We start from the raw sequence: 24,257 nt of genomic DNA, 5'->3' as shown, positions 1-24,257 counted from the left end.
CTTTCTGAATCGCCCGTACGATCTTAAATTCAAAAATGGAATGGATTTATCTTTTAGATAAGTTTATTGGCGCGATCAAAAATGGCACCGAATGAACGGTTCGAGACCTATGGCTCGAAACCTGAAATTCGGGAATCGCGCAGCGATGACATTTTGCGCCACGCACGATTGCGTCAGAACATGTCCGTCATACCCGCGATAGCGCGCAGTGAAAAAAGCGCGGAGTCCAGAGGCCCGCGCGTTACCGGGTCTCTGGTCGGTGTGGGCCGACGCCCACGACCTTAACCTTGACCTTAAGGCCGGTTTGGGTGGCAACCCAAGGTGTTGTTGACCTTAAACGGCCGCCCCTTTTGCAGCGGCCCACTATGCAAAAACTCAAAAATGATATGCTACCGCGTTTTCCTGCTCCGGCCACGGATGTGACTTGTACGGTTTAGCCGGATAGTTAATCTCAACACTTCTGCGGCGGAAATCACTTGGGCTGACCCCTACCCGTTTGCGGAATACCCGCGAGAAATACAACTGATCGTCATATCCCACCACCCGGCCAATCGTTGCTATAGATTCCTGAGTCGTCTGTAATAAAAGTTTGGCGCGGATCACCCGCTGATCTTCACGCCAGCGCAGGATGTTGATCCCCACCTGCTCGCGGAAAAGATGCGCCAGCCGTGATGGCGACAGGCAAACATGACGCGCCACTTCGTCGATACGCAACTCTCCGGCCAGATTTCCGGTGATGAACTGGCAGGCTTCGATAACCCGCGGATCCATGATTTTTTGCGGACTTTGCGGATCTTCTTCCATTGCGCGCAGCAACAGACGTTCCAGCAGATTCATCCCTAACTCTTCGCAGAAACGACGGCCTGATTTTTGGGTTTGCTCGATATTGGCAAACAGGCGGTCGAATTCCAGTAATAAGGTGTTATTCGGTAAGGAGAGACGCCCGACGTCGCGGGTTTTAGTGTGCCACTCCAGCCAGTCGGCCCAGTAGGCACGCGGGCGGAAATACACCCACCGGTGATACCAGGAATCGGCGTTAGCAGAACGGCTGTAGAGATGACGGGCTTTCGGCGGGAATAACAGCAGATCGCCGGGATTGCAGTAGAACGTATCTTCGCCGTCAAAGACTTTGCCCTGCCCTTTTACGGTCAGGTTGAGAATGTAACCTTTCATGCCACCCGGACGATCAATGGCGAAATCCAGTGGCCCGTCAGCAAGGATCGGTGTCATACCGGCGACCAGATAGGCGTTGAAACTGTAACCCGGTAATAGCGGGTTTTGCTGCTGATCCTGAATCATACGGTGATACATCGAACCTCCCGAAACTTCACGTGGCTATGGACTTTTTATCTATTCTAATCAGCGATGAAAACGCTGCCAATAAATGTTACTTTTTTGTGAACGACCACGCGTTTTTGCGGCATTTAACCGGTCTGAGCGTTAAATGCCGCGGGTAACAAGCTGTGAAAGCGTTATCACAAAACCCCGTTAAACGGTCTTTTTCGCTTTCTGTTTGTAGCGGTCGAAGATAACCGCCGCCAGCAGGATCAGACCACGTACCACATACTGCGAGAACGGAGATATATTCAGCAGGTTCATGGCATTTTCCACGGTACCCAGGATCAGGATCCCCGATACCACGTAGGAAATTTTACCGATGCCGCCTTTCAGCGAAACGCCACCCAGCACGCAGGCGGAGATGACGATCAGCTCAAAACCCAGCGACGTCATTGGCTGGCCGCTGGTCATACGCGAAGCCAGAATGATCCCCGCCGCCGCCGATACCAGACCGGACAGAACGAAGATAATGATTTTAGTGCGCACCACCGGTACACCGGCCAGACGCGCGGCGTCTTCATTACCCCCAATCGCCAGCGTGTTTCGGCCAAACGTGGTTTTGTTAAGCAGCAGACCAAAGATAATCAGACAACCGACCGTCAGCCAGATTGGTGCGGGCAGTCCCAGCCAGTTGGCGTAGCCGAGTGCGAAGAAACGTTCGTCTTCGATGCCCACCGCTTTACCGTCAGAAATGATGTACGCCAGACCGCGCACAATCTGCATGGTGGCAAGCGTGGTGATCAGCGCGTTAATTTTCAGGCGGGCGATAACAAATCCGTTGAGTAAACCGGTCAGCATCCCAAGCAGTAAACCGGCAGCGACGCCAATCCACAGGCTTTCAGTCATATTAATGACCACCGCGGTTGTCACGCCCGCACAGGCGATAACGGAGGCGACAGACAAGTCAAAGTCACCGGAAGCCAGACAGAACAGCATCCCGCAGGCCACCATGCCAGACATCGAAATGGCCAGCCCCAGCCCTTTCATGTTGATGAAAGAACTGAAGTTAGGCACGAAAATCGAACAGGCGAGAAACAGTACCGCGAACACCACTAACATGCCGTAGCTGTCCCAGATACGCATCAGGCCTTGTCCGCTGCGCGATGCCGCTGAAGGTTGATCCGGTTTGGCTGAATTGGTTGTCATACTCGACATAATATTTTTGCTCCTCAGTCAGGCAGCGTCAGGGGCAGAATCAAGGTCTGGTGTCCGCAACATGGCGAGCCCCAGCGCTTTTTCTTCGGTGGCTTCATCGTGGGACAGTTCGCCGGAGACAGCGCCTTCGCGCATCACCACAATTCTGTCCGCCAGACCCAGCACTTCCGGTAAATCACTGGACGCAAACAGCACCGCAATGCCTTGTTTGGCCAGTGAATAAATCACGTTGTAAATTTCATGCTTGGCGCCGACGTCAATCCCGCGCGTCGGTTCGTCGAGCAAAATGACTTTCATGTCTTCCGACAACCAGCGCCCTAAAATGGCCTTTTGCTGATTACCGCCGGAAAGGTTCATGATCAGCTGCTGATCGCTCGGCGTTTTAATATTCAGCGCCTCGATGTGCTTGCGCGCATTTTTCGCTTCCCAGGCGTTGTTGATCAGGCAACCCGCTTTCACCGTTTTCCGGCGGGCGCTGATGTTGATGTTGTCACGTACCGAGTGAACAGGAATGATGCCGTCGGCTTTGCGGTCTTCAGGGCACAGCATGATGCCCTGGCGGATCGCGTCTGCCGGTTTGCGGATGTTCATCACTTTGCCATCGAGGCGCAGTGTGCCGCCGGTGACGCGCGTGCCGCCAAATAATCCCTTCATCAGCTCACTGCGACCGGCACCTACCAGCCCGAACAGGCCGACGATTTCGCCCTGACGCACGCTCAGGCTGATCGGCGTTTTCACGCCCGGTGCTTTAACCTGATCCAGCTGCAAACGTATTTCGCCGTGCGGACGCGGCGCGTAGCCGTAAATGTCGTCCAGATTACGGCCGACCATCGCCTGCACCAGCTTGCTGTTATCCACCTGTGTCATGTCGTCAAAGGTACGCACATAGCGGCCGTCTTTGAAAACGGTGACGGCGTCACTTAATGCAAAAATTTCTTCCATACGGTGTGACACATACAAAATCACACGCCCTTCTGCCCGCAACTCACGGATAACACGGAACAGTTGTTCGATTTCACGTGCTGAAAGTGAACTGGTCGGCTCATCGAATGCAATGATTTTGGCGTTACGCGCCAGCGCTTTAGCGATTTCCACCATCTGCCACTGGCCGATGGAGAGATATTTCAGCGGGGTATCGGGATCGATATCCAGCCCGAGGTGTTCGAGCTGAATTTTGGTTTCATAGCGCAGCAATTTGCGGTTCACAAAACCGTGTTTGCTGGGCAACTGTCCGAGATAAATGTTCTCTGCCACCGTCATTTCCGGCACCAGATGCAATTCCTGATAAATGATCGCTACACCGGCATCGAGCGCATCGGTGGTGTTATTGAAAGCGACCTGCTGCCCTCTGATATGAATATTGCCCTGTGAAGGCTGATAGTTGCCGCTGAGGATTTTAAGCAGCGTCGATTTACCCGCGCCGTTTTCGCCCATCAGCGCATGGATCTGCCCGGCATAACAATTGAAAGAAATCCCGTCCAGCGCTTTCACGCCTGGAAAAGTTTTGCCAATGTCATGGAATTCCAGATACGGCGTGGCCGCATCAAACTCCGTCAGTGACGGTGTCAGCAAAGGCGTCTTGTTTGAAGATTGCTGAGTCATAGTGGCTACCTGGAAATTAAGTAAAGTTGAATGCACGCCACTGCACAACAGAAAACAGTTCGTAAAACTTCCTGTCGTCCGCCATGCAGCAGCGTCTCTCCCCTTCATACTTCAAGTCGCAGATGCGTTGGCTACGCTTACTCACCCGAATCACTTACTTATGTAAGCTCATCGGGACTCGCTCACTTGCCGCCTTCCTGCAACTCGAATTATTTAGGGGTATTGCTTGTTTCAACCACATCTGAAGATCACATAAGACCTTTCTTCTTCAGCTCTTCTTTGAAATTGTCGCGGGTGATCAGGACAACATCAGTGACTTCGGTGAATTTCGGTGGTTCAACGCCTTTGGTGACCCATTCGTTCAACATCTGGATACTTTTATAACCGTGGATATCCGGGCTAGGTAACAGGGAACCGTAGAAGCCGGTTTGCGCGCTTTTTGACAGCTCATTCACGGCGTCCACACCGTTGATACCAATACCGATCACGTTAGCGGCTTTGAAGCCCTGACCTTCTGTTGCCCGCACGCCACCGAGAACGGTGTTGTCGTTCATACCGATGATCAGCCAGTTCTTCACTTCAGGATGTTGGACTAACAGGGAGTTACCGGCATCCAGTGCGCCAGGAATATCGTTGGATTTGGTCGGAACTTTATAGATTTGTTTTTCCGGGAAACCGGCAGCTTTCAGTGCATCCATAGAACCGGAAGTACGGCGGCGTGCAGTGTCCAGCTCATCAGCGGTAATCGCCATCACGCCGGTATCTGCGACTTTCCAGCCACGTTTTTGCATTTCTTTATACAGTTCCTGTCCCTGACGTTCGCCAATTTTGGTGGCGGCCATCATCACCAATGGCACTTCTTCCATTGGCTTGCCTTTGGCATTCACGAACTGGTCATCCACCTGGATAACTTTCATGTCATAGCTGCGCGCTTTCGCCATGATGGCAGGCCCCAGACGCGGATCCGGCGTACAGATAACAAAACCTTTCGCGCCGTTCGCCGCCAGACTGTCGATGGCATTCAGCGTTTTTTCACCGTCCGGCACAGCAATTTTGATGACCTCAAAGTTCAGATCCTTACCGGCTTTATCTGCAAAGCGCCATTCAGTCTGGAACCACGGCTCTTCAGGCTGTTTAACCAGGAAACCCAGCTTTGGATTTTCGGCTGCCATAGCTGAATGTGACATAACGGCTGCTAACCCTACCGCCGCTAATGCCTTAGTGAATTTATGCATGATGTTCTCCGACTTTTATTGTTGTTTTTCACAATCGCAGTCTCAAATCTGTTGGTTTGCCGCAATCATGAAAACGTTATCAGTAGCGTAAGGAAACAAAGTGAAAGTGCGGCGAAGTCCTGTGTATAGCGGATTTACGTCACACTCTCTTGTAAGACGGGTTAAGTTTTAGCGGTAATTTTGCAGCGGAATGTAGAGCGCTATCACACGGCGGGAAAACAGCAGGTTTGTACATAGATATAGCGATTTTAGCCAAACGCTAACATTTGACCAACCTCACAGAAACATCATTGGGAGCAGATTTGTGCATACTTCCAGCTAACGCCTCCTCACTCACTTTTTTGCATCCTCCTACTGTTAGAGCAATTCGATTCGCCGCCGTAATGACTACGGCAAACCTGAAGGAGTGAGAAAGAATGACGCAAGGTGCGATTGCTCTTGGTCTTGATTTTGGCAGCGATTCTGTCCGGGCACTGGCTGTGGATTGTCAGACCGGTGCGGAGATGGAAACTGACGTGGTTTATTATCCGCGCTGGACTGAAGGCCGTTACTGTGACGCGGCAATAAACCAGTTCCGCCACCATCCGCTCGACTATATAGAAGCGATGGAGCAGGCAATCAAAAACGTCGTGCAACGTCTGGGCAGTGAACGGGCGGCGCGCGTGGTGGGGATCGGTGTGGATTCCACCGGTTCTACACCGGCTCCTGTAGATAACGAAGGCAACATTCTGGCGCTGAAGCCGGAGTTCGCCGAAAACCCGAACGCCATGTTCGTGTTATGGAAAGATCACACCGCCATCGAAGAAGCCGAAGAAATTAACCGCCTGTGCCGCAGCGGTGAATTCCCCGACTATTCCCGCTATATCGGCGGCGTTTATTCCTCAGAATGGTTCTGGGCGAAAATCCTGCATGTTTCCCGTGCGGACGCTGCCGTTAAAACAGCCGCGGCTTCCTGGGTTGAACTGTGCGACTGGGTGCCTGCCCTGCTTTCCGGTACCACGGCGCCGGACAAAGTGGTGCGTGGTCGTTGCAGCGCCGGACACAAAATGCTCTGGCATCCGTCATGGGGCGGTTTGCCACCAAAAGATTTCTTTGCCGCTCTCGATCCTTTGCTGGTCGAAAACCTGCCCTATCCGCTGTTTACTGACACCGTTACCGCCGAAAAGGCTGTTGGCACGCTGACCACTGAATGGGCAGAACGCCTTGGCCTGCCTGCTTCCGTGGTGCTTTCCGGCGGTGCATTCGACTGCCATATGGGCGCAGTCGGCGCGGGCGCACAGCCTTATACGCTGGTGAAAGTGATCGGGACTTCCACCTGCGACATTCTGATCGCCGACAAAGAACGCGTAAACGACCGCGCGATTGCCGGGATTTGCGGTCAGGTCGAAGGCAGCGTGGTGCCGGACATGATCGGGATGGAAGCCGGACAATCCGCTTTCGGTGATATGTATGCCTGGTTCAGTCGTCTGCTGAGCTGGCCACTGATTCAGGCCGCTAAAGCGCATCCTGAAATGGCACCGCAACTGACCAGCCTGCAAAAAAATCTGCTGTCCGATCTCACCGCAGCGTGGGCGGCCAGTCCGAAACTCGATCATCTGCCGCTGGTGCTCGACTGGTTCAACGGTCGCCGTACACCGTTTGCCAATCAGCGTCTGAAAGGCGTCATCACCGATATCAATCTGGGTACGCAAGCGCCGGAACTGTTCGGGGGCTTTATCGCTGCCACCGCCTTTGGCGCACGCGCCATCATGGAATGTTTCGAACAGCAGGATATTCCGGTGGAGAACGTCCTCACGCTCGGCGGTATCGCACGTAAATCACCGGTCATCATGCAGGTTTGCGCCGACGCGATGAACCGTCCGCTGCAAATCGTCGCCTCCGATCAGTGTTGTGCGCTGGGTGCGGCAATTTTTGCTGCCGTCGCCGCCGGGGAATTCAGCGACGTTCCGGCCGCACAGGAAAAAATGGCCTGCAGCATCGAGCGTACGCTGCTGCCAGATCCGCAGCGCGTCGAGCAATATCAGCGCCTGTACGAACGTTATCAGCAATGGTGTGCCACCACTGAACCGCTGTTTGCAGCGAAACCGGCACATTAATGTCTGTCACATAAATTGCTATTTCACACCTACGATATTCAGGAGTAATAAATGGACGCGTTTAAACATCTCGAAGTGTGGTTCGCCATTGGCAGTCAGCATCTGTACGGACCGGAAGCGTTGCGTCAGGTAAAAGAGAACGCCGAGAAGGTGGTCAGTAGCCTGAACAGCGAAGCCGGTTTGCCGGTTAAACTGGTGCTCAAACCACTGGTGACCACGCCGGATGAAATCACGGCGCTGTGCCGCGACGCCAACTACGACAATGCCTGCGTGGGGATCATCACCTGGCTGCACACCTTCTCTCCGGCCAAAATGTGGATCGCGGGCTTAAGCATTCTGCATAAGCCGTTGTTGCAGTTCCATACGCAGTTCAACGCTGAAATTCCGTGGGACACCATGGACATGGACTTCATGAACCTGAACCAGACCGCACACGGCGGTCGCGAATTTGGCTTCATCGGTGCCCGTATGCGTCAGCAACACACTGTGGTCGCGGGACACTGGCAGGATGGCGAATCACATCGCCGCATCGCCCAATGGATGCGGGTCGCTGCCGCGAAAAACGAAAGTCAGCATCTGAAAGTGGCGCGCTTTGGCGACAACATGCGTGAAGTTGCCGTGACAGAAGGTGACAAAGTGGCCGCACAAATCCAGTTCGGCTACAGCATCAATGCTTACGGCATTGGCGATTTGGTCAGCGTCATCAACGAAGTCAGCAAAGGCGATATCGACACGCTGGTGGAAGAATACGAAGCCACTTATCGCCTGACCGATGCGGTTAAACTTAACGGCGAACGTCGTGAAAACCTGCTGGATGCAGCGAAAATCGAACTGGGGATGACGCGTTTCCTGGAGCAAGGTAAATTCGGCGCATTCACCACTAACTTTGAAGATCTGCACGGTATGAAACAGCTGCCGGGGCTGGCGGTACAGCGTCTGATGCAAAAAGGCTACGGCTTTGGCGGCGAAGGCGACTGGAAAACTGCGGCATTGCTGCGCATCATGAAAGTGATGGCCAGCGGCCTGAAAGGCGGCACGTCGTTCATGGAAGATTACACCTACCACTTCAAGCCGGGTAATGACCTGGTGGTCGGTTCGCACATGCTGGAAGTGTGTCCGTCGATTGCCAAAGAAGAAAAACCGTTACTCGATGCACAATATCTCGGCATAGGTGGCAAAGCGGATCCGGCGCGTCTGATCTTCTCCACGCCGGCAGGCCCTGCGGTTAACGCCAGCGTCATCGACATGGGCGACCGTTTCCGTCTGCTGGTCAATCTGGTAGATACCGTAGAGCAGCCTCATCCGTTGCCAAAACTGCCCGTCGCCCGCGCGATCTGGAAAGCCCAGCCATCACTGGCCACGGCGGCAGAAGCCTGGATCCTCGGCGGCGGCGCGCACCATACCGTGTTCTCGCAGGCGCTGGATATTGACGCGTTGCGGTTATATGCGGAGCTGAGCAATATTGAGTTGCTGGTGATTGATAACGAGACGACGCTGCCGGACTTTAAGAATCAGATCCGGTGGAATGAGGTGTATTACAAACTTTGCAGTCGCTGATTTGCTTGCAGAAGGCCGCTGCAATGGCGGCTTACACTGCTCAAGCAGATCGAAAACATTTCGGTTTCTTACGTGCGGCGATCACTTAACGCGCTGCGCCGAAACCGCCCAAGAGGGAAAAGTGCTTTTTCCCTCTTGGATCTCCCTTCGCTTTTGCAACACGCGCTCCGCTCGCTGGCAATGTTTCAGGTACCGCAGCGACAGGCTGGAAAGCTTGCCGCTCTGCGGTTCCCTCACTCGGTCCTGGAGCCTCTGGTCTCCAGGCCGCTCCGTTCAGCAAGCTTTCTGAACCGCCCGCACCATCTTAAATTCAAAGGCAAAATGTCTTTTATCTTTTAGAAAAGTTGATTGGCGTGCTCAAAAATGGCACCGAGTGAATGGTTCGAGACCAGAGGCTCGACACCTGACACTCGGGAATCGCGCAGCGATGACATTTTGCGCCACTCACCAATGCACCAGAACATGTCCATTATACCCGCGACAGCGCGCAGTAAAAAAAGCGCGGAGTCCAGAGGCCCGCGCGTTACCGGGTCTCTGGTCGGTGTGGGCCGACGCCCACGGTTTTGAAATTGAAGTTGAATTGGCGGCCGCCCGCCAGGGCAATTTCCACACCTTTCCAAAAGGTGTCATCCGTCCGTCACATTCCCCCTTTACGCTCACCCCCACAAATAAATCCCAAAGAGGATAGTACCAACCATGATCATTCCAGCTCATACCGGCGGGAATGCGCCTGCGCGCATGTCTTCTCCCCCAGCCATCGCTATTCATCAGGTGTCCCATTTCTTTGGGAGCAACCCGGTACTCAATCACGTCAATTTATCCGTGCCGGAAGGGACGATCCTCGCCCTGCTTGGCCCTTCGGGCTGCGGGAAAAGCACGCTGCTGAAAATGCTGGCGGGGTTACTCCATCCCGCGTCGGGGCAGATCAGTTTCGATGGCGAAATCGTCGCCAGCGGGAAACTCAGCGTGCCGCCGGAAAAACGCAATCTCGGGATGGCGTTTCAGGATTACGCCCTGTGGCCACACATGAACGTGCGCCAGAACGTCGCGTTTCCGTTGCAAATGCGCGGGATCCGTGGCGCGGCTCAACACGAGAAAGTGATGGCCGCGCTGGAACGCGTCGGGCTGGCGGATTTTGTCTCGCGCCGCCCTTCTGAACTTTCCGGTGGTCAGCAGCAGCGCGTGGCGCTGGCACGGGCGATTGTCGCCGAGCCGCGTATTTTGCTGTTCGATGAACCGCTGTCGAATCTTGACCGCGACCTGCGCGAAAGCCTGTGCGAGGAGATGGCGACATTGTTGCGCCAGCTCGGCACCACGGCGGTGTATGTCACCCACGATCAGCACGAGGCTCATGCACTCGCTCACCGCATTGCGCGCATGGACAATGGCGCCATCGCCAGCATTGACCAGATTGACCCTTCCGTTGTTTCACCTTTTGTTGCTTAACCTTTGATGGAATGAAAATGATGAACCGCACACACAACACACAGACAAAAACGTTTTCCCGTACCAAAACAGGCGTAATGACAGCAATGACTCTTTCTCTCGCAATGGCAGCCGGCAGTGCTCAGGCACTGACGCTCTACACCGCCGGGCCGGGTTCACTGGCAAAAAAACTGGCAACTGGCTATGAAAAACAAACCGGCGTAAAAGTCGATGTGTTCCAGGCAACAACCGGCAAAGTCATGGCGCGGCTGGAAGCCGAACAGGCTAATCCGCGCGCGGACGTCTTAATTTCAGCGTCCTGGGATACCGCAACCGACCTCGAGCAACGTGGCTGGTTGCTGGAATATCAAAGCCCGAATGCAGAACAGGTTCCGGCACAATTCAAAACGCCGTATTACGTCGCGCAGGGTATTTCCGCGCTGGGTATCGTGTGGAACACCAAAAGCGGTACTACCGAACCGAAAGACTGGGGCGATTTAGCCAAACCAGAATTCAAAGACAAAGTCACCACGCCGGACCCGTCGCTTTCTGGTGCCTCGTTAGATTTGCTGATCGGGTTACAAAATGCGCATGCACAGCAGGCCTGGAAGCTGTTTGAAGATTTGAAAGCCAACGGCATGATTATCGCTGGTCCGAATGCGCAGGCGCTGACGCCGGTATTGCAGGGGGCGAAAGCCGCGGTATTCGGCGCAGTGGATTATGTGTCTTATGGCAGCGTGCAGGACGGTGAATCCGTTAAAGTGATTTTCCCGAGCAGCGGCACGGTTATCGCGCCGCGTCCTATGATGATCCTCAAATCCAGCCAGCAGCAGAAAGAAGCCAAAGCATTCATCGATTACGCGCTCTCGCCTGAAGGCCAGAAACTGGTCGCCGATGCGTGGCTGATGCCAGCACGCACGGACATTGATGCCAGACGCCCCTTGTTTAAGTCATTGAAGTTGCTGCCAGAAGCCTCACAGGCTTCAGCATCCCGTAAAGACGTTCTCGAGCGTTTTGCGAAGCTGTTCGGCCAGCAATAATCCTTTCACGGGCTGTCGCCAAAACAGCCCGCTTCTGAGATTTGATCAATGAATAGAAACGCTTTTTTACCGGGCGTAACGGGCATCGCGCTGCTGTTACTGGTCGCCGTGCCGGTGGCATTTGTGGTCTTGCAGGCGGTTTTTCCGCATCTGGATACCGGCAGTTATTCGGCGCCATTCAGCACATTTACCCGTGTTTTTGGCGAACCTTCGTTGCAGGCACTGTTTGCCACCACGCTGAAAGTCGGACTGGGCGTGGCGTTATGCAGCGCTCTGATCGGCGTGCCTCTGGGCGCGCTGCGCGGATTATTCGCCCTGCCCGGCGCCGTTCTGTGGGATGTGGTTTTTCTGATCCCCTTTTTAATACCGCCTTATATCGCTGCGCTGTCGTGGATGCTGGCACTGCAAACCAACGGTTACGTACAGCAATTGCTGCCGTGGCTGCATCTCAATGATTTTCTGTTTTCACTGCCGGGTATGGTGGCAGTGATGACGCTCAACGTTTTTCCGGTGGTCTATTTTGCTGTCTCGCGCAGCATGGCCGCCAGCGGCAGCCGTCTGGCGGATGTGGCGCGTATTCATGGCGCAGGACCCTGGCGGGGATTTATCCGCATCACGTTGCCGATGGCCTTACCGGCCATTGCCTCCAGTCTGCTGCTGGCATTTACCCTGTCGATAGAGGAATACGGCGTGCCCGGTGCGTTAGGTTCGCGAAGCGGCATTCTGATGCTGACAACCGGTATCGAACAGCGGCTTGCCGACTGGCCGATTGATATGCCGGGCGCTGCGGTGCTTTCCCTGCTGCTGGTGGCGATCGCACTTTGTGCTTACAGCGTACAACGCGCGGTGCTGGCCGGTAAAAATGTCGAGAGCATGACCGGTAAACCGGCTGATGTGACACAAAAATCGCTGGCAGGCTGGACGCTGCCGGTGATGGCGTTATTTACCGTCGTGGCGTTGATTGCGGTGGCGCTGCCGATTGTCTCCACGCTGGTAACGGCATTTTCCGGCACCCTTTCCGGCGGACTGACGCTTTCCAATTTCACATTACGGCACTTTGGCAATCTGTTTGCTGCGCATAGCGATGCGCTCGGTGCGCTGTCGACCAGTCTCAGTCTGGCGCTGGGCACGGCACTGATCGCCGGTGCGACGGGATTTCTGGCGTCATGGCTGGTGGTGGCACGCAAAATTCGCGGGGCGGCGTTGATTGACGGACTTTCGCTTTTTCCGGCCGCGCTGCCGGGTATCGTGGTTGGTGTCGGGCTGATCCTGGCCTGGAACCGCAGTTTCTGGCCCGTGACGCCGTATAACACCTGGGGGATCCTGCTGTTGTCGTATTGCTGTCTGCTGCTGCCTTATCCGGTGCGGTATGTCAGCGCGGCGCTAAAGCAGATTGGCGGTAATCTCGATGCGGCGGCACGGGTACACGGCGCGACTGCCGCGCAGGCATTGCGGATGATCCTGCTGCCGCTGGTGTTCCCGAGTTTACTGGCATCAATGATGATGGTCTTTGCAGTGGCGTCGCGTGAACTGGTGACGTCGCTGCTGCTGTCCCCGGCAGGTGTGCAGACGGTTTCCGTGTATGTCTGGCGGCAGTTTGAACAGGGTTCGGTAGGCGACGGGATGGCAATGGCGTCGATTGCCGTACTGCTGAGCCTGACGCTGATGTTAATCGCATTCAGGCTACAGCAGCGTCAGACGTCTTAACTTTCCCGCTGCGCTTCACGGCGCGGGCGGTCGCCAGACGGGATTAGCAAACCTGCGGCGACCGCCAGCACTGAAACCACCGCCGACACCACGAATACCCAGTGCAGCGAAGCGGCCACGCTGTCGGTCAGCATATTCAGCTGTCCTGAGTCCATCGCGCTGCGCGTGGCTTTTTCCATCAGCTGCTGAACCGGGTCGTTCACCTGTGGCAGCCGGTATTCCAGATTAAGATTCAGCGTCGCACCCAATACCGCCGTCCCGATGGCTGAGCCAAGCATCCGCGTGAACAGCGTCGACGCGGTAGCAATGCCGCGGATCGCCGGTTCTGCGCTGTTCTGCACTGAAACGATAAATGTGGTGTTAGAAAGCCCCATGCCTGCGCCGATAGAAAACGCCGCGATGCGCGCCATCCACAATCCCGACGACGGCGAAAGCAATAACAGCGCCAGACTTCCGCCCACCAGCAACAATCCGCCCGTCACCGCCGTGGTACGATACGACGTTGCCTGCATCATGCGGCTGCTGAACATGCTTGCCAGCGGCCAGCCGATGGACATCAGCGCCAGCGTGGTGCCCGCCTCCAGCGGTGTTCCGCCGAGAACGCCCTGAACGTAAGTCGGCAGGAACGCGCTGATCCCCATCATGGTCGCGCCGATAATCAGACCACCGACATTACCGGCAATAATCACTTTGCTCTCCCACAGCGCCAGCGGGAACAGCGGTTCAGGCGTTTTACGCTCCTGACGCACCAGTAACCCGGCGTTGACAACAGCAAACGCCAGCAACGCCAGCGCCCAGTAGCCCAGCGCTTCAGCCTGTAACAGCGCCAGTAATAAGGAAGCAACGGCGAGCGTGAGATAAGCGGTCCCGGCCAGATCCAGCTGATGCGGTTTACGCTGACCGTCCGGCGGCAGGTATTTGATCAGGATCGCCATTGCCACCAGGCCGATAGGCACGTTCACCCAAAACACCACCGCCCACGGAAAATGGGAAACAATAAACGCTCCCATCAGCGGCCCGACTATCGCCGACACGCCCCATACGCTGGACAAATACCCCTGCGCTTTCGCCCTTTCCTGCGGACCGTAGACATTGGCAATCAGCGTCGTGGCAATGGGCGTAATGGCGCCAGCACCCAGCCCCTGCAACGCACGAAAACCGATCATCCAGCCCAGCGACGGCGCGAAGCCGCACAGGACCGAACCAATAAGAAACAAGGTGGTGCCGATGAAAAACATTTTCCGGCAGCCGTACAAATCCGCCAGCCGCCCGTAAATGGGCACTGTAATCGCCTGCGTCAGAAGATAGACGGCGAATACCCAGCCAAGCAGTGAAAAACCACCGAGGTCACCGATGATGGTCGGCATCGCGGTCGCGACAATGGTCACTTCCACCGCGGCCATAAACATCGACAACATGCAGGCAATGAGGATCAGCGGACGGTGGGAAGATTTAACAGCAGATGTTTGGACTTCAGAATGATTGACGGCCATGTTCTTTGTTTTCTTAAGAATTGTGTTGATGAATGCACTCAGGCAGATTTCAAATTATAGACGTAAAAAAGGCTCCGGGTTTTGCACTCAGAGCCTCCGAACTGGCGAAATTTTGTGACAACGTCACCGTCAGGCGCGGGTCATTGTTTTGAGATTGAAGCTGGACAGGTCAATAAACTTCGCCATATCGCGGCTTTCAGCGCGGGGTAAATACGGAATTTCCCCCAGAAGCGGTGCTGAAATATTGGCGCTTATCGCGTCAATCGTTTCCTGATAGTGAGCCAGGCACGGATTAATGCGGTTCGCCACCCAGCCAATCAACGGTAAACCATCAGCAATAATTGCCTGCGCTGTTAATAATGCATGGCTGACGCAGCCTTCCTGAATACCGACCACTAATACCACCGGCATATTTTGCTGGCGTACCCAGTCAGAATAAAAAAGATGCGGAGTAATCAATGTTCTCCAGCCATCACATCCTTCAACAACCACTGAATCTGCTTCTTCACGCATGAAATTAAGACCATTGGTCATTATTTCAAACACATTCCCGGGGATCTGGCTGGCATAAATATCTTCATCCGCCAACGCCAGAGGGGTTATTTTATTAAAAGGATAAGAAATAGAAGATGACTGCTGGAGAGTTACCGCATCTTTATTTCGAACCCCGTCGGCCAACTCCTGGCTGCCAGTTGCAATAGGTTTATAGCCTAAAACGCAGCGGTCCTGCGCGGCTAAGGCCTGAAGCAAGGCACGTGTGACAATGGTTTTACCTACACGAGCGTCCGTACCCGTGACGAAAAAATGCGTTAACATGGAATTCAGGCTCCGGGATCTCTCCGTCTTATTGAAAGATAGTCTCCGGTAAGAAAACATCGCAGGAGACAAAGTATCGACAGAAAGTCTAGGCGATGAGAGATGAGAGCGGTTTGCGTTAGCGCAATGTTTTGTCGACTCGGTGAGCAAAAATGCCGGAAGGCTTATAGCTATTTTATTAAGATAAACAGCCTAACGTTATATAAAACTTAGCCTTGCAGTAATTTTATTATCAGGGAGCCGCTGTATAACGCGTCTTTGACTAATGCCGCACCGGGCATAGTTCCCTGATTATAGAATTGCGTCGATTCGAGTTTGATATTCTCGCTATATGCAGGAAGTGACTGCTGCTGAATACAGGACATTATCGCGGGATGGAGAATATCCTGAGATAAATTAAGCGGCGAGCCGATCAGCACTTTTTCCGGATTAAACAGATTCACCATGATCGCGAGAATTCGCCCTACGCTCTGACCGACGCTGATAATCACATCGCGCGCCAGCTGATCACCACGGTTAGCGGCGTCGCATACGGCCTCAATGGTCAGCGAAACCCCATGCAGTAAGCTGGCTGGAACCGGTACCGTCAGACGCTGACGTACAAGTTCGAGAATACTGTCCGTGCTGGCCACCGTTTCCAGACACCCATGATTGCCGCAATAACAACGCCTGCCGTAAGGATCCACCTGAGTATGACCAATTTCCGCCACACTGCTGCTACCCGCATGCAGAACCCGTCCGCTGGTGATCACGCCCACACCGACATTGTGATCAATCACTACCTGAACGACGTTTTTACAGCCACGGGAGGCGCCATAAAGTGACTCCGCCAGCGTCCACGCACCGATATCGTGCTGCACATAAACCGGCAGACCGGTATGTACGGAAAGCGTGTCGCCAAGCGGCATATCAAACACGTCATGGTAAAACGGCATACGGTGAACAATGCCCCTGCGTGCATCTATCATCCCCGGCAGGGTAATGGCGATGGCGGTAAGGCGTTCGAGTTTGCGCTGATGACGGATAAAGAACTGATCGATTTCTGAGATAATACGTTTGAGCAGCGGTTCCGGAGCCTGAACCGGCAATGGCAGCACTTCTTCCACCACCAGTTTACTGCTCAAATCCCGCAAACCTAAGGTCACGGTTCCGGGACTGATACGGGCAGAAAGGTAGTGCCAGGCCTGCGTATCCAGTGCCAGACCAATGGCCGGACGCCCGCGACTGCCGGGATCCTGAAACTCCGTTTCCAGCACCAGATGAGCCTGTAACAACTCGCGGACAATCTTGGTGATACTGGCCGGAGCCAGCTGTGCTTTTTTCGAAAGCTCGATACGCGAAATGGGACCAAACTGATCTATCAGGCGGTACACAGCACCGACATTGGTTTGTTTAATCTGGTCGATATGTCCTGGTTGCCCGTCGGGGATCACTCAAGGAACTCCTGTTATTTTCGCGCTTCAAAATAAAGATTAGGGGTATGTTGGAGTTTTTGTTATATGTCGTCAACTATTTGATTAGTTATGTGATTTGGTGCACAAATTGCGTGAAAAGACCCTCAGAATTGACTGGAAAAACAGCATGTTCTGTACAAGAAGTCCGTCAGTCATCGTGGAGCAACAATGCCATAAACGCGCGGGTCGCTGCCGTAAGAGGACGTGTCGCATGATTCACCAGCCATAATTGCGTTGTGCCATGCAAATTGCCAAAGCGCAGATAGCGCACGCCCTCCACCTGAATCCGCAAATAAGACGCCGGTAAAATCGATACGCCCAGCCCTGCCGCCACCAGGCCGATAATCGTCAGAGGTTCCCCGACTTCCTGGGTGATAAACGGCGTAATGCCCTGCGCTTTAAGTTGCCCGAGAATATCGTCGTACAGCGACGTACCGACATCTTTAGAGAAGAACACAAAGGGCTGATCGGCCAGATGCTGAAACGTCAGTTCGCCCTCGGCCAGCGCGTTAAGCGGATGGTCTTTATGGACTACCGCAATCAGGGGTTCAGTCAGTACCAGATGATGTTCCAGCTCCGGCGGCAGCTCGCCGTTGCGCATCATCCCCAGATCCAGTTTTCCTTCCAGCAGCGGTTCGATTTGCTGTTTGCTGTTGAGCTGTTCGATGCGGATATTCACGTCAGGATACGTCAGGCGAAACCGATGCAACGTACTTGAAACCCGGCGTAAAAACGGCGCCGAAGACGTCAGCCCGAGTGTCAGATTACCGGATTCCCCGCGGTGAATACGCGCCGCCTGCGCCGAGGCCTCATCCACACGTTGTAAAATCTGGCGCGCTTCTGACAGAAACACCTGACCCGCCTGCGTCAGGCGCACGCTGCGGTTACTGCGGTAAAACAGCGCCGCGCCGACATGCGCTTCCAGCGCCTGAATTTGCTGGCTCAGCGGCGGCTGGGAAATGTGCAAACGCTCCGCCGCCCGGCCAAAATGCAGTTCATCCGCAACTGCGATGAAATAACGTAAATGACGCAGCTCAATGTGACTCATAACGATGTCCGGTTGTTCCTGATTGATACTTTAAACATATCGTTTTCGATTGATTAATATATTAGACAATACAACGACCGCTGTTAAAATTTTCATACATTTTAAAATTTAGTTTTACAGCCCATCGTATTAAGGATTTCCAGTGAAAACCTCCCGGCGGATTTCCGCTGCACCTGCTCAAGATTATGTTAATGACGACGAATTAAATCCTGACTCGCCTGTCGCCCGCTCCGGTCTGAAAACTCCTTTTATCAAACGTGGTACACCGCAATTTATCCGCGTTACGCTGGCTCTGTTTTCTGCGGGTCTGGCGACATTTGCGTTGCTGTATTGCGTGCAGCCAATTTTGCCGGTGTTGTCTCATGATTTCGGGGTTTCACCGGCCACCAGCAGCCTGTCGCTGTCGTTATCGACCGGTCTGATGGCAATCGGACTGTTGTTTACCGGGCCGGTTTCTGACGCCGTCGGGCGAAAATCAGTGATGGTGGTGGCGTTACTGCTCGCCGCAGGCTGCACGCTGGTTTGTTCCTTTATGCAGAGCTGGGACGGCATTCTCATCATGCGCGCGCTGATCGGTTTATCGCTCAGCGGTGTGGCAGCGGTAGCAATGACTTATCTGAGTGAGGAAATTCACCCGAGCGTGGTCGCCTTCTCGATGGGTTTATACATCAGCGGGAACTCGATCGGCGGCATGAGTGGCCGTTTAGTCAGCGGCGTGCTGACCGATTTTTTTTCCTGGCGTATCGCCGTCGCGGTCGTCGGTTTCTTCGCCCTCGCCGCCGCGATTATGTTCTGGCGCATTCTGCCGCCTTCTAAGCATTTTCGCGCAAGCTCGCTCAAGCCCCGCAAACTGCTGATCAACTTTAAGCTGCACTGGCGTGACAGCGGATTACCGTTACTTTTCGCCGAAGGTTTCCTGCTGATGGGCAGTTTCGTGACCATGTTCAACTACATCGGTTATCGTCTGCTTTCATCGCCTTATAACCTGAGTCAGGCGATTGTCGGGATACTTTCCATCGTCTATCTGATGGGGACTTACAGTTCGCCCAAGGCAGGCGTACTGACCGGTGTCTATGGTCGCGGCCCGGTGCTGATCGGCTCGACAGCCATCATGCTGCTGGGGATTTTGATCACCGCCTTCTCTCCGGTATGGCTGATTTTCATCGGCATGATCCTGGTCACCGGCGGGTTCTTCGCTGCGCACTCTGTGGCCAGCGGCTGGATTGGCCGTCGTGCGCGTCGTGCTAAAGGTCAGGCTTCGTCTTTATATCTGTTCAGCTACTACGCGGGGTCGAGCGTCGCCGGGACGCTGGGCGGATTTTTCTGGCATGCGTACGGATGGTACGGGATTACCGGGTTTATCAGTCTGATGCTGATTGTTGGCGTGGGTGTTGGGTTCCGGTTGATGCGGCTTTCTGAGGCAAAAGCCGCTTAATGCCATTTTTTGTGCAGCGGCCGCTGCAAAGGGGCGGTTTTTAAATTCACTTCGACTTCGACTTCAAAACCAAATTCAACACCTTGGGTTGCCACCCAAACTGGCCCTAAGAGGCGCCTATCGCCGCGCCTCTTAGGAATCTCCGGCTCTTTCACTGCGCGCTCCGCTCGGTGGCTATGTTTCAGGTATCGCAGCGACAGGCTGGAAATCTTGCCGCTGCGCGGTTCCTTCTCTCGGTCTTCGAGCCATAGGTCTCGAAGCCGCTCCGTTCAGCAAGATTTCTGAATCGCCCGCACGATCTTAAATTCAAAAGCGGGATTGTTTTTCATCTTTTAAAAAGGTTGATTGGCGTGATCAAAAATGGCACCGAATGAACGGTTCGAGACCCAAGGCTCGAGCCGAGCGGAGCGAGACAACGTCACGAAGTGACGGCCCGAAGGGCGAGGCCGTAGGCCGAGTACACCTGAAATTCGGGGATCGCGCAGCGATGACATTTTGCGCCACTCACCAATGCACCAGAATATGTCCGTCATACCCGCGACAGCGCGCAGTGAAAAAAGCGCGGAGTCCAGAGGCCCGCGCGTTACCGGGTCTCTGGTCGGTGTGGGCCGACGCCCACGACCTTGACCTTGACCTTGAAGTTGAAGTTGAAGTTGAAGTTGAAGTTGAAGTGGAATTTAAAATCCGCCCCATTGCCACGGCTCTGGCAAAAAAAACTTTGTTACAACGCTGTGCATGAAATGTTCTGCTATGTAGCACTGGATGAATTGACGCACATCGGCGCAAATGATAATTGTTATCATGTAAATTCATACCGTCAGGCAGGTTGTAATGGCACCGAATACAAAGTCCGCAGCAGCAGCGTCCTGCTGCATCGTCGGCGGCGGTCCCGCAGGATTAATGCTGGGATATCTTCTGGCACGTAAGGGAATTGACGTCACCGTGCTGGAAAAACACAGCGACTTTTTGCGTGATTTTCGTGGCGACACAATCCATCCTTCAACGCTCGACATCATCTGGCGGCTGGGGTTTCTTGATGAATTCCTCGCCCTGCCGCATCAGCGTGCAGAAAAGCTGTACGGCGAAATCAACGGCAAAGAAACCACGCTGGCAGATTTCAGCCATTTACCCACTCAGTGCAAATTCATCGCGTTTATGCCGCAGTGGGATTTCCTTAATTTCATCGCCAGCAAGGCCGCACAACTGCCGAACTTTCATCTGATCCACAACGCGCAGGTGCTGTCGTTGCGGGAAGATAAATGTCAGGTTTCCGGCGTTCTTGCAGAAGTGAACGGCGAAACGCAGCATTTCGACGCTGATTTAGTGGTGGGTTGTGATGGCCGTAATTCCATCGTGCGTGAACAGGCCGGGATGGAAATCCGCCGTTATGGTGCACCGCGTGACGTACTGTGGCTGAAAATCAACAAGCGCCCAGACGATCCGCAGTGGTCGATGGGGCATCGCGGCCCGAAGAAAAACTTCATCATGATCGACCGTGGCGATTACTGGCAGTGCGGTTATTCGATCCCGAAAGACAGCCTGGATGGACTCAAAGCACAAGGCATCGCACCTTTTCTCGACCTGCTGGCGGAAGTGTCACCGTTTGAGCGCCCGCGTTTAGCCGACGATATTCTCAGCTGGGACGACGTGCGCCTGCTGGTGATCCGCATTGACCGCCTGAAAGAGTGGGCAAAACCGGGGCTGCTGTGCATCGGCGACGCAGCCCATGCGATGTCACCGATTGGCGGCGTCGGGGTGAATCTGGCGATTCAGGATGCGGTGGCGACGGCGAATATCATCACCGAACCGCTGAAAGCCGGACGTCTTACGCTGCGGCATTTGAAGCGCATCCAGCGCCGCCGGACGTTCCCGACATGGGCGACGCAGGCGTTACAGATTATGATCAGTAAAGCAGGACAGAAACAAAGGAAGCGTGCCCCTTCACGGCTGGAAATGTGGTTGCGCGGGCGGAAATTTATACCATTCCTGTTTGGACGCCTCATCGGAGTCGGGTTTTATCGGGAAATCCCGAAGCTTTGATTTTGGGTTAGCCATCCGAACTGGCCTTAAGGTCTAGGTCTAGGTCAACACCTTGGGTTGCCACCCAAACGGGCCCTAAGAGGCGCCTATCGCCGCGCCTCTTAGGAATCTCCGGCTCTTTCACTGCGCGCTCGGCTCGCTGGCTATGTTTCAGGTATCGCAGCGACAGGCTGGAAATCTTGCCGCTGCGCGGTTCCTTCATTTCGGGATTGCAGCCTTGGGTCTGCAACCTCTCATTCAGCAAGCTTTCTGAATCGCCCACACGATCTTAAATTCAAAAGCGGGATTGTTTTTCATCTTTTAAAAAGGTTGATTGGCGTGCTCAAAAATGGCGCCGAATGAACGGTTCGAGACCTTAGGCTCGAAGCCTGAAATTCGGGGATCGCGCAGCGATGACATTTTGCGCCACTCACCAATGCGCCGGAACATGTCCGTCGTATCTGCGACAGCGCGCAGTGAAAAAAGCGCGGAGTCCAGAGGCCCGCGCGTTACCGGGTCTCTGGTCGGTGTGGGCCGACGCCCACGGTGTTGACCTTGAACTTGAAGTTGAAGTTGAAGTTGAAGTTGAAGATTGTTTTGTACGCCCCCCGTGATCCCCATCAATCATCACAAATTTAAATATCCCCCGCCTTTCATCACCCATAATTGATGAGCGTCATTACGCCCTTACCGTTATTTCGGCAAAGTTCCCGCCTTTCACTTGGATCCACATTTAATCTCGGGGAATACAATCATGCTGGAATTACTGATCGGACTGGTGGTCGCCGTGTTTGTCGGGCGCTATATCATCAAAGGCTATTCACCCACCGGCGTCCTGATGGTCGGTGGTTTGTTGCTGCTGATTATCAGCGCAATCATGGGTCACAGTATCCTGCCGGAAGGCACTAAGAGTACCGGCTGGAACGCGACGGATATCGTCGAATACGTCAAAATTCTGCTGATGAGCCGTGGTGGCGATCTCGGCATGATGATCATGATGCTGTGCGGTTTCGCGGCCTATATGACCCATATCGGCGCTAATGATGTGGTCGTCAAACTGGCGTCGCGTCCGTTACAGATGATCAACTCGCCTTACATCCTGATGGTTGCGGCTTATATTCTGGCGTGCCTGATGTCTCTGGCAGTGTCTTCGGCGACCGGTCTGGGCGTGTTGCTGATGGCTACCCTGTTCCCGATTATGGTTAACGTCGGCATCAGTCGCGGTGCGGCGGCGGCGATTTGTGCTTCCCCTGCGGCAATTATTCTTTCTCCGACTTCAGGTGATGTCGTGCTGGCCGCGCAGGCCGCGAATATGCCGCTGGTGGATTTCGCCTTTAAAGTCACCCTGCCGATTTCCATAGCGGCCATTGTGGCAATGGCGGTCGCGCACTTCTTCTGGCAACGCTATCTGGATAAACGCGATACCACCGCGCAGGTAGATGCCGTTGATTCCAATGCAGACGACGTGGTCGAAACGAATGCCCCTGCTTTCTATGCCATTTTGCCTTTCACGCCGATTATCGGTGTGCTGATTTTCGACGGTAAATGGGGCCCGAATCTGCATATCATCACTATTCTGGTCATTTGTATGTTGCTGACCGCCATTATAGAAACGCTGCGTAACCGTAACGGCAAAGCCGTCTTCGCCGGTCTGGACGTCGCTTATCGCGGCATGGCGGATGCGTTCGCCAACGTGGTGATGCTGCTGGTCGCAGCCGGCGTATTCGCACAAGGACTGAGCACCGTCGGATTCATCAGCAGCCTGATCGGACTGGCGCAAAACTTTGGTTCAGGCAGCATTGTGATGATGCTGGTTCTGGTGGTGATCACCGTGCTTGCCGCCATGACAACCGGTTCCGGTAATGCCTCGTTCTATGCCTTCGTCGAACTCATCCCGAAACTGGCGGCAAAAATGGGCATCAACCCGGAATACCTGGTCATCCCGATGTTGCAGGCGTCTAACCTCGGCCGCACTATTTCACCGGTTTCCGGCGTCGTGGTAGCCGTGGCCGGCATGGCAAAAATCTCGCCTTTCGAAGTGGTTAAACGCACCTCCGTTCCCGTACTGGTCGGTCTGATCGTGGTGATCGTCGCCACCGAAATTCTGGTGCCGGTGCATTAAACCTCCCCGATTTTAATACCTGAAACATTCAGGCTGTATCAAGGCGGCAACTGAGTAAGTCCCCGGGAGCATACAAAAGTATGTGACCGGGGCGAGTGAAGACAGCCAACGCAAAGACGGCGTGAAGGATTAAGGTATTGATCACATAAATACGATATGGGCTGACGCGAACTCAGGTTAAGCTACTGCGCCTTGAAGGTCGGGGAACTCTCCCTGTGCTGATTTGATGGCGAAACCAGCGTGAGAAAAGCTTTTATGTCGAATAATCCGGGCTATAAACGTATTGGCGGGTGGTTACTGGCCCCGATGGCGTATCTGATTGTGACGCTGCTGAGCGTCGTATTAATGCTGTTTCTGTTTTCAATGGCATTATTTGTGCCGGAATCGCGTGAATACTTATTCACCAACTCGCAGGCATTTACCCTGCAATGGTATTTCTCCGTGGTGACCACGCTGGCGATGGGGGCATTTACCGTCGCGGTATTGTGGCAATTCTGTAAGCGCGCAAGAGCCTTACCGAAAATGTATATTATCTGGTTATTATGTACGGTGCTTCTGGCGGTAAAAGCCTTTGCATTCTCGCCAGTTACTGATGATTTGGCCGTGCGTAACTTATTGTTACCTTTATTGGCCGCCGCCGTCTTTGTGCCTTATTTTAAGCGCTCATTGCGGGTAAAAGAAACCTTCACGGAATAACCCTGAGGTTTTTAATGTT

Annotated in this window: 18 protein-coding genes and 1 other RNA gene; 10 read left to right on the top strand and 9 right to left on the bottom strand. The window is 54.1% G+C overall.

Features of this window, described 5'->3' with window-relative positions; all coding sequences use genetic code 11:
• Positions 1–375 precede the first annotated feature (375 nt).
• The 4 genes from araC to EC840_RS03890 form a co-directional block, all read right to left on the bottom strand.
• Positions 376–1,311, bottom strand: coding sequence for an arabinose operon transcriptional regulator AraC (gene araC, locus EC840_RS03905; RefSeq protein ID WP_095922099.1), 936 nt, complete (start codon positions 1,309–1,311; stop codon positions 376–378).
• Positions 1,312–1,488: 177 nt separating this feature from the next.
• On the bottom strand, positions 1,489–2,493 hold the full coding sequence (araH, locus tag EC840_RS03900; RefSeq protein ID WP_120164009.1) for an L-arabinose ABC transporter permease AraH: 1,005 nt from the start codon (positions 2,491–2,493) through the stop codon (positions 1,489–1,491).
• Between the two features lie 18 nt (positions 2,494–2,511).
• Positions 2,512–4,095, bottom strand: coding sequence for an L-arabinose ABC transporter ATP-binding protein AraG (gene araG / locus EC840_RS03895; RefSeq protein WP_112288540.1), 1,584 nt, complete (start codon positions 4,093–4,095; stop codon positions 2,512–2,514).
• Positions 4,096–4,343: 248 nt separating this feature from the next.
• Positions 4,344–5,330 carry an arabinose ABC transporter substrate-binding protein gene (locus EC840_RS03890; protein WP_112288541.1) on the bottom strand — a complete coding sequence of 329 codons (987 nt, stop codon included), beginning with the start codon at positions 5,328–5,330 and terminating at the stop codon, positions 4,344–4,346.
• A gap of 416 nt (positions 5,331–5,746) precedes the next feature.
• Between EC840_RS03890 and EC840_RS03885 the strand changes: the two genes are divergently transcribed.
• The 5 genes from EC840_RS03885 to EC840_RS03865 all read left to right on the top strand — a co-directional run bounded on the left by EC840_RS03885 (position 5,747) and on the right by EC840_RS03865 (position 13,155).
• Entirely contained in the window at positions 5,747–7,426 is a 1,680-nt protein-coding gene (locus EC840_RS03885; RefSeq protein ID WP_132964024.1) for a ribulokinase, read from the top strand.
• A gap of 51 nt (positions 7,427–7,477) precedes the next feature.
• The gene (gene araA / locus EC840_RS03880; protein WP_132964023.1) at positions 7,478–8,983 is read left to right on the top strand and encodes an L-arabinose isomerase; all 1,506 of its coding nucleotides are present in this window, start codon (positions 7,478–7,480) and stop codon (positions 8,981–8,983) included.
• Between the two features lie 696 nt (positions 8,984–9,679).
• Entirely contained in the window at positions 9,680–10,429 is a 750-nt protein-coding gene (locus EC840_RS03875) for an ABC transporter ATP-binding protein (RefSeq protein WP_132964022.1), read from the top strand.
• Positions 10,430–10,506: 77 nt separating this feature from the next.
• The gene (locus tag EC840_RS03870; RefSeq protein WP_207914738.1) at positions 10,507–11,448 is read left to right on the top strand and encodes an ABC transporter substrate-binding protein; all 942 of its coding nucleotides are present in this window, start codon (positions 10,507–10,509) and stop codon (positions 11,446–11,448) included.
• A 48-nt stretch (positions 11,449–11,496) separates the two neighbouring features.
• Positions 11,497–13,155, top strand: a complete 1,659-nt coding sequence (locus EC840_RS03865) for an iron ABC transporter permease (RefSeq protein ID WP_132964020.1) — start codon at positions 11,497–11,499, stop codon at positions 13,153–13,155.
• Here EC840_RS03865 and EC840_RS03860 read toward each other — a convergent pair.
• The 4 genes from EC840_RS03860 to EC840_RS03845 all read right to left on the bottom strand — a co-directional run bounded on the left by EC840_RS03860 (position 13,152) and on the right by EC840_RS03845 (position 17,966).
• Positions 13,152–14,648: an MDR family MFS transporter gene (locus EC840_RS03860; RefSeq protein WP_132964019.1), complete on the bottom strand. Its 1,497-nt coding sequence runs from the start codon at positions 14,646–14,648 to the stop codon at positions 13,152–13,154. The genes EC840_RS03865 and EC840_RS03860 overlap by 4 nt on opposite strands.
• Before the next feature lie 129 nt (positions 14,649–14,777).
• A complete protein-coding gene (gene bioD, locus EC840_RS03855; protein ID WP_112290477.1) occupies positions 14,778–15,464 on the bottom strand; it encodes a dethiobiotin synthase in 687 nt (228 codons plus the stop codon).
• A gap of 209 nt (positions 15,465–15,673) precedes the next feature.
• On the bottom strand, positions 15,674–16,897 hold the full coding sequence (locus EC840_RS03850; RefSeq protein WP_112290476.1) for an ROK family transcriptional regulator: 1,224 nt from the start codon (positions 16,895–16,897) through the stop codon (positions 15,674–15,676).
• 169 nt (positions 16,898–17,066) lie between these two features.
• Positions 17,067–17,966: a LysR substrate-binding domain-containing protein gene (locus EC840_RS03845; RefSeq protein ID WP_112290474.1), complete on the bottom strand. Its 900-nt coding sequence runs from the start codon at positions 17,964–17,966 to the stop codon at positions 17,067–17,069.
• A gap of 235 nt (positions 17,967–18,201) precedes the next feature.
• On the opposite strand from EC840_RS03845, the gene EC840_RS03840 reads away from it, so the two are divergent.
• Entirely contained in the window at positions 18,202–19,401 is a 1,200-nt protein-coding gene (locus tag EC840_RS03840; RefSeq protein ID WP_243701013.1) for an MFS transporter, read from the top strand.
• On the opposite strand, the gene EC840_RS25230 is transcribed toward EC840_RS03840, so the two are convergent.
• A complete protein-coding gene (locus EC840_RS25230; RefSeq protein WP_165929004.1) occupies positions 19,398–19,556 on the bottom strand; it encodes a hypothetical protein in 159 nt (52 codons plus the stop codon). The genes EC840_RS03840 and EC840_RS25230 overlap by 4 nt on opposite strands.
• 223 nt (positions 19,557–19,779) lie before the next feature.
• Between EC840_RS25230 and EC840_RS03835 the strand changes: the two genes are divergently transcribed.
• The 4 genes from EC840_RS03835 (at position 19,780) to EC840_RS03820 (ending at position 24,238) form a co-directional block, all read left to right on the top strand.
• A non-coding RNA gene (locus EC840_RS03835) (RtT sRNA) lies at positions 19,780–19,861 on the top strand.
• Between the two features lie 371 nt (positions 19,862–20,232).
• Positions 20,233–21,441, top strand: coding sequence for an FAD-dependent oxidoreductase (locus tag EC840_RS03830; protein WP_132964017.1), 1,209 nt, complete (start codon positions 20,233–20,235; stop codon positions 21,439–21,441).
• A gap of 733 nt (positions 21,442–22,174) precedes the next feature.
• Positions 22,175–23,542: an anaerobic C4-dicarboxylate transporter DcuC gene (gene dcuC / locus EC840_RS03825; RefSeq protein WP_129638195.1), complete on the top strand. Its 1,368-nt coding sequence runs from the start codon at positions 22,175–22,177 to the stop codon at positions 23,540–23,542.
• Between the two features lie 255 nt (positions 23,543–23,797).
• Positions 23,798–24,238: a DUF2569 domain-containing protein gene (locus EC840_RS03820; protein WP_112291513.1), complete on the top strand. Its 441-nt coding sequence runs from the start codon at positions 23,798–23,800 to the stop codon at positions 24,236–24,238.
• Positions 24,239–24,257: the final 19 nt, after the last annotated feature.

Source organism: Rahnella sp. JUb53 (assembly GCF_004346065.1).
GTDB lineage: Bacteria > Pseudomonadota > Gammaproteobacteria > Enterobacterales > Enterobacteriaceae > Rahnella > Rahnella variigena.
Note: the sequence above shows the minus strand (reverse complement) of the source record. Positions and strands in the feature narration are given on the sequence as shown.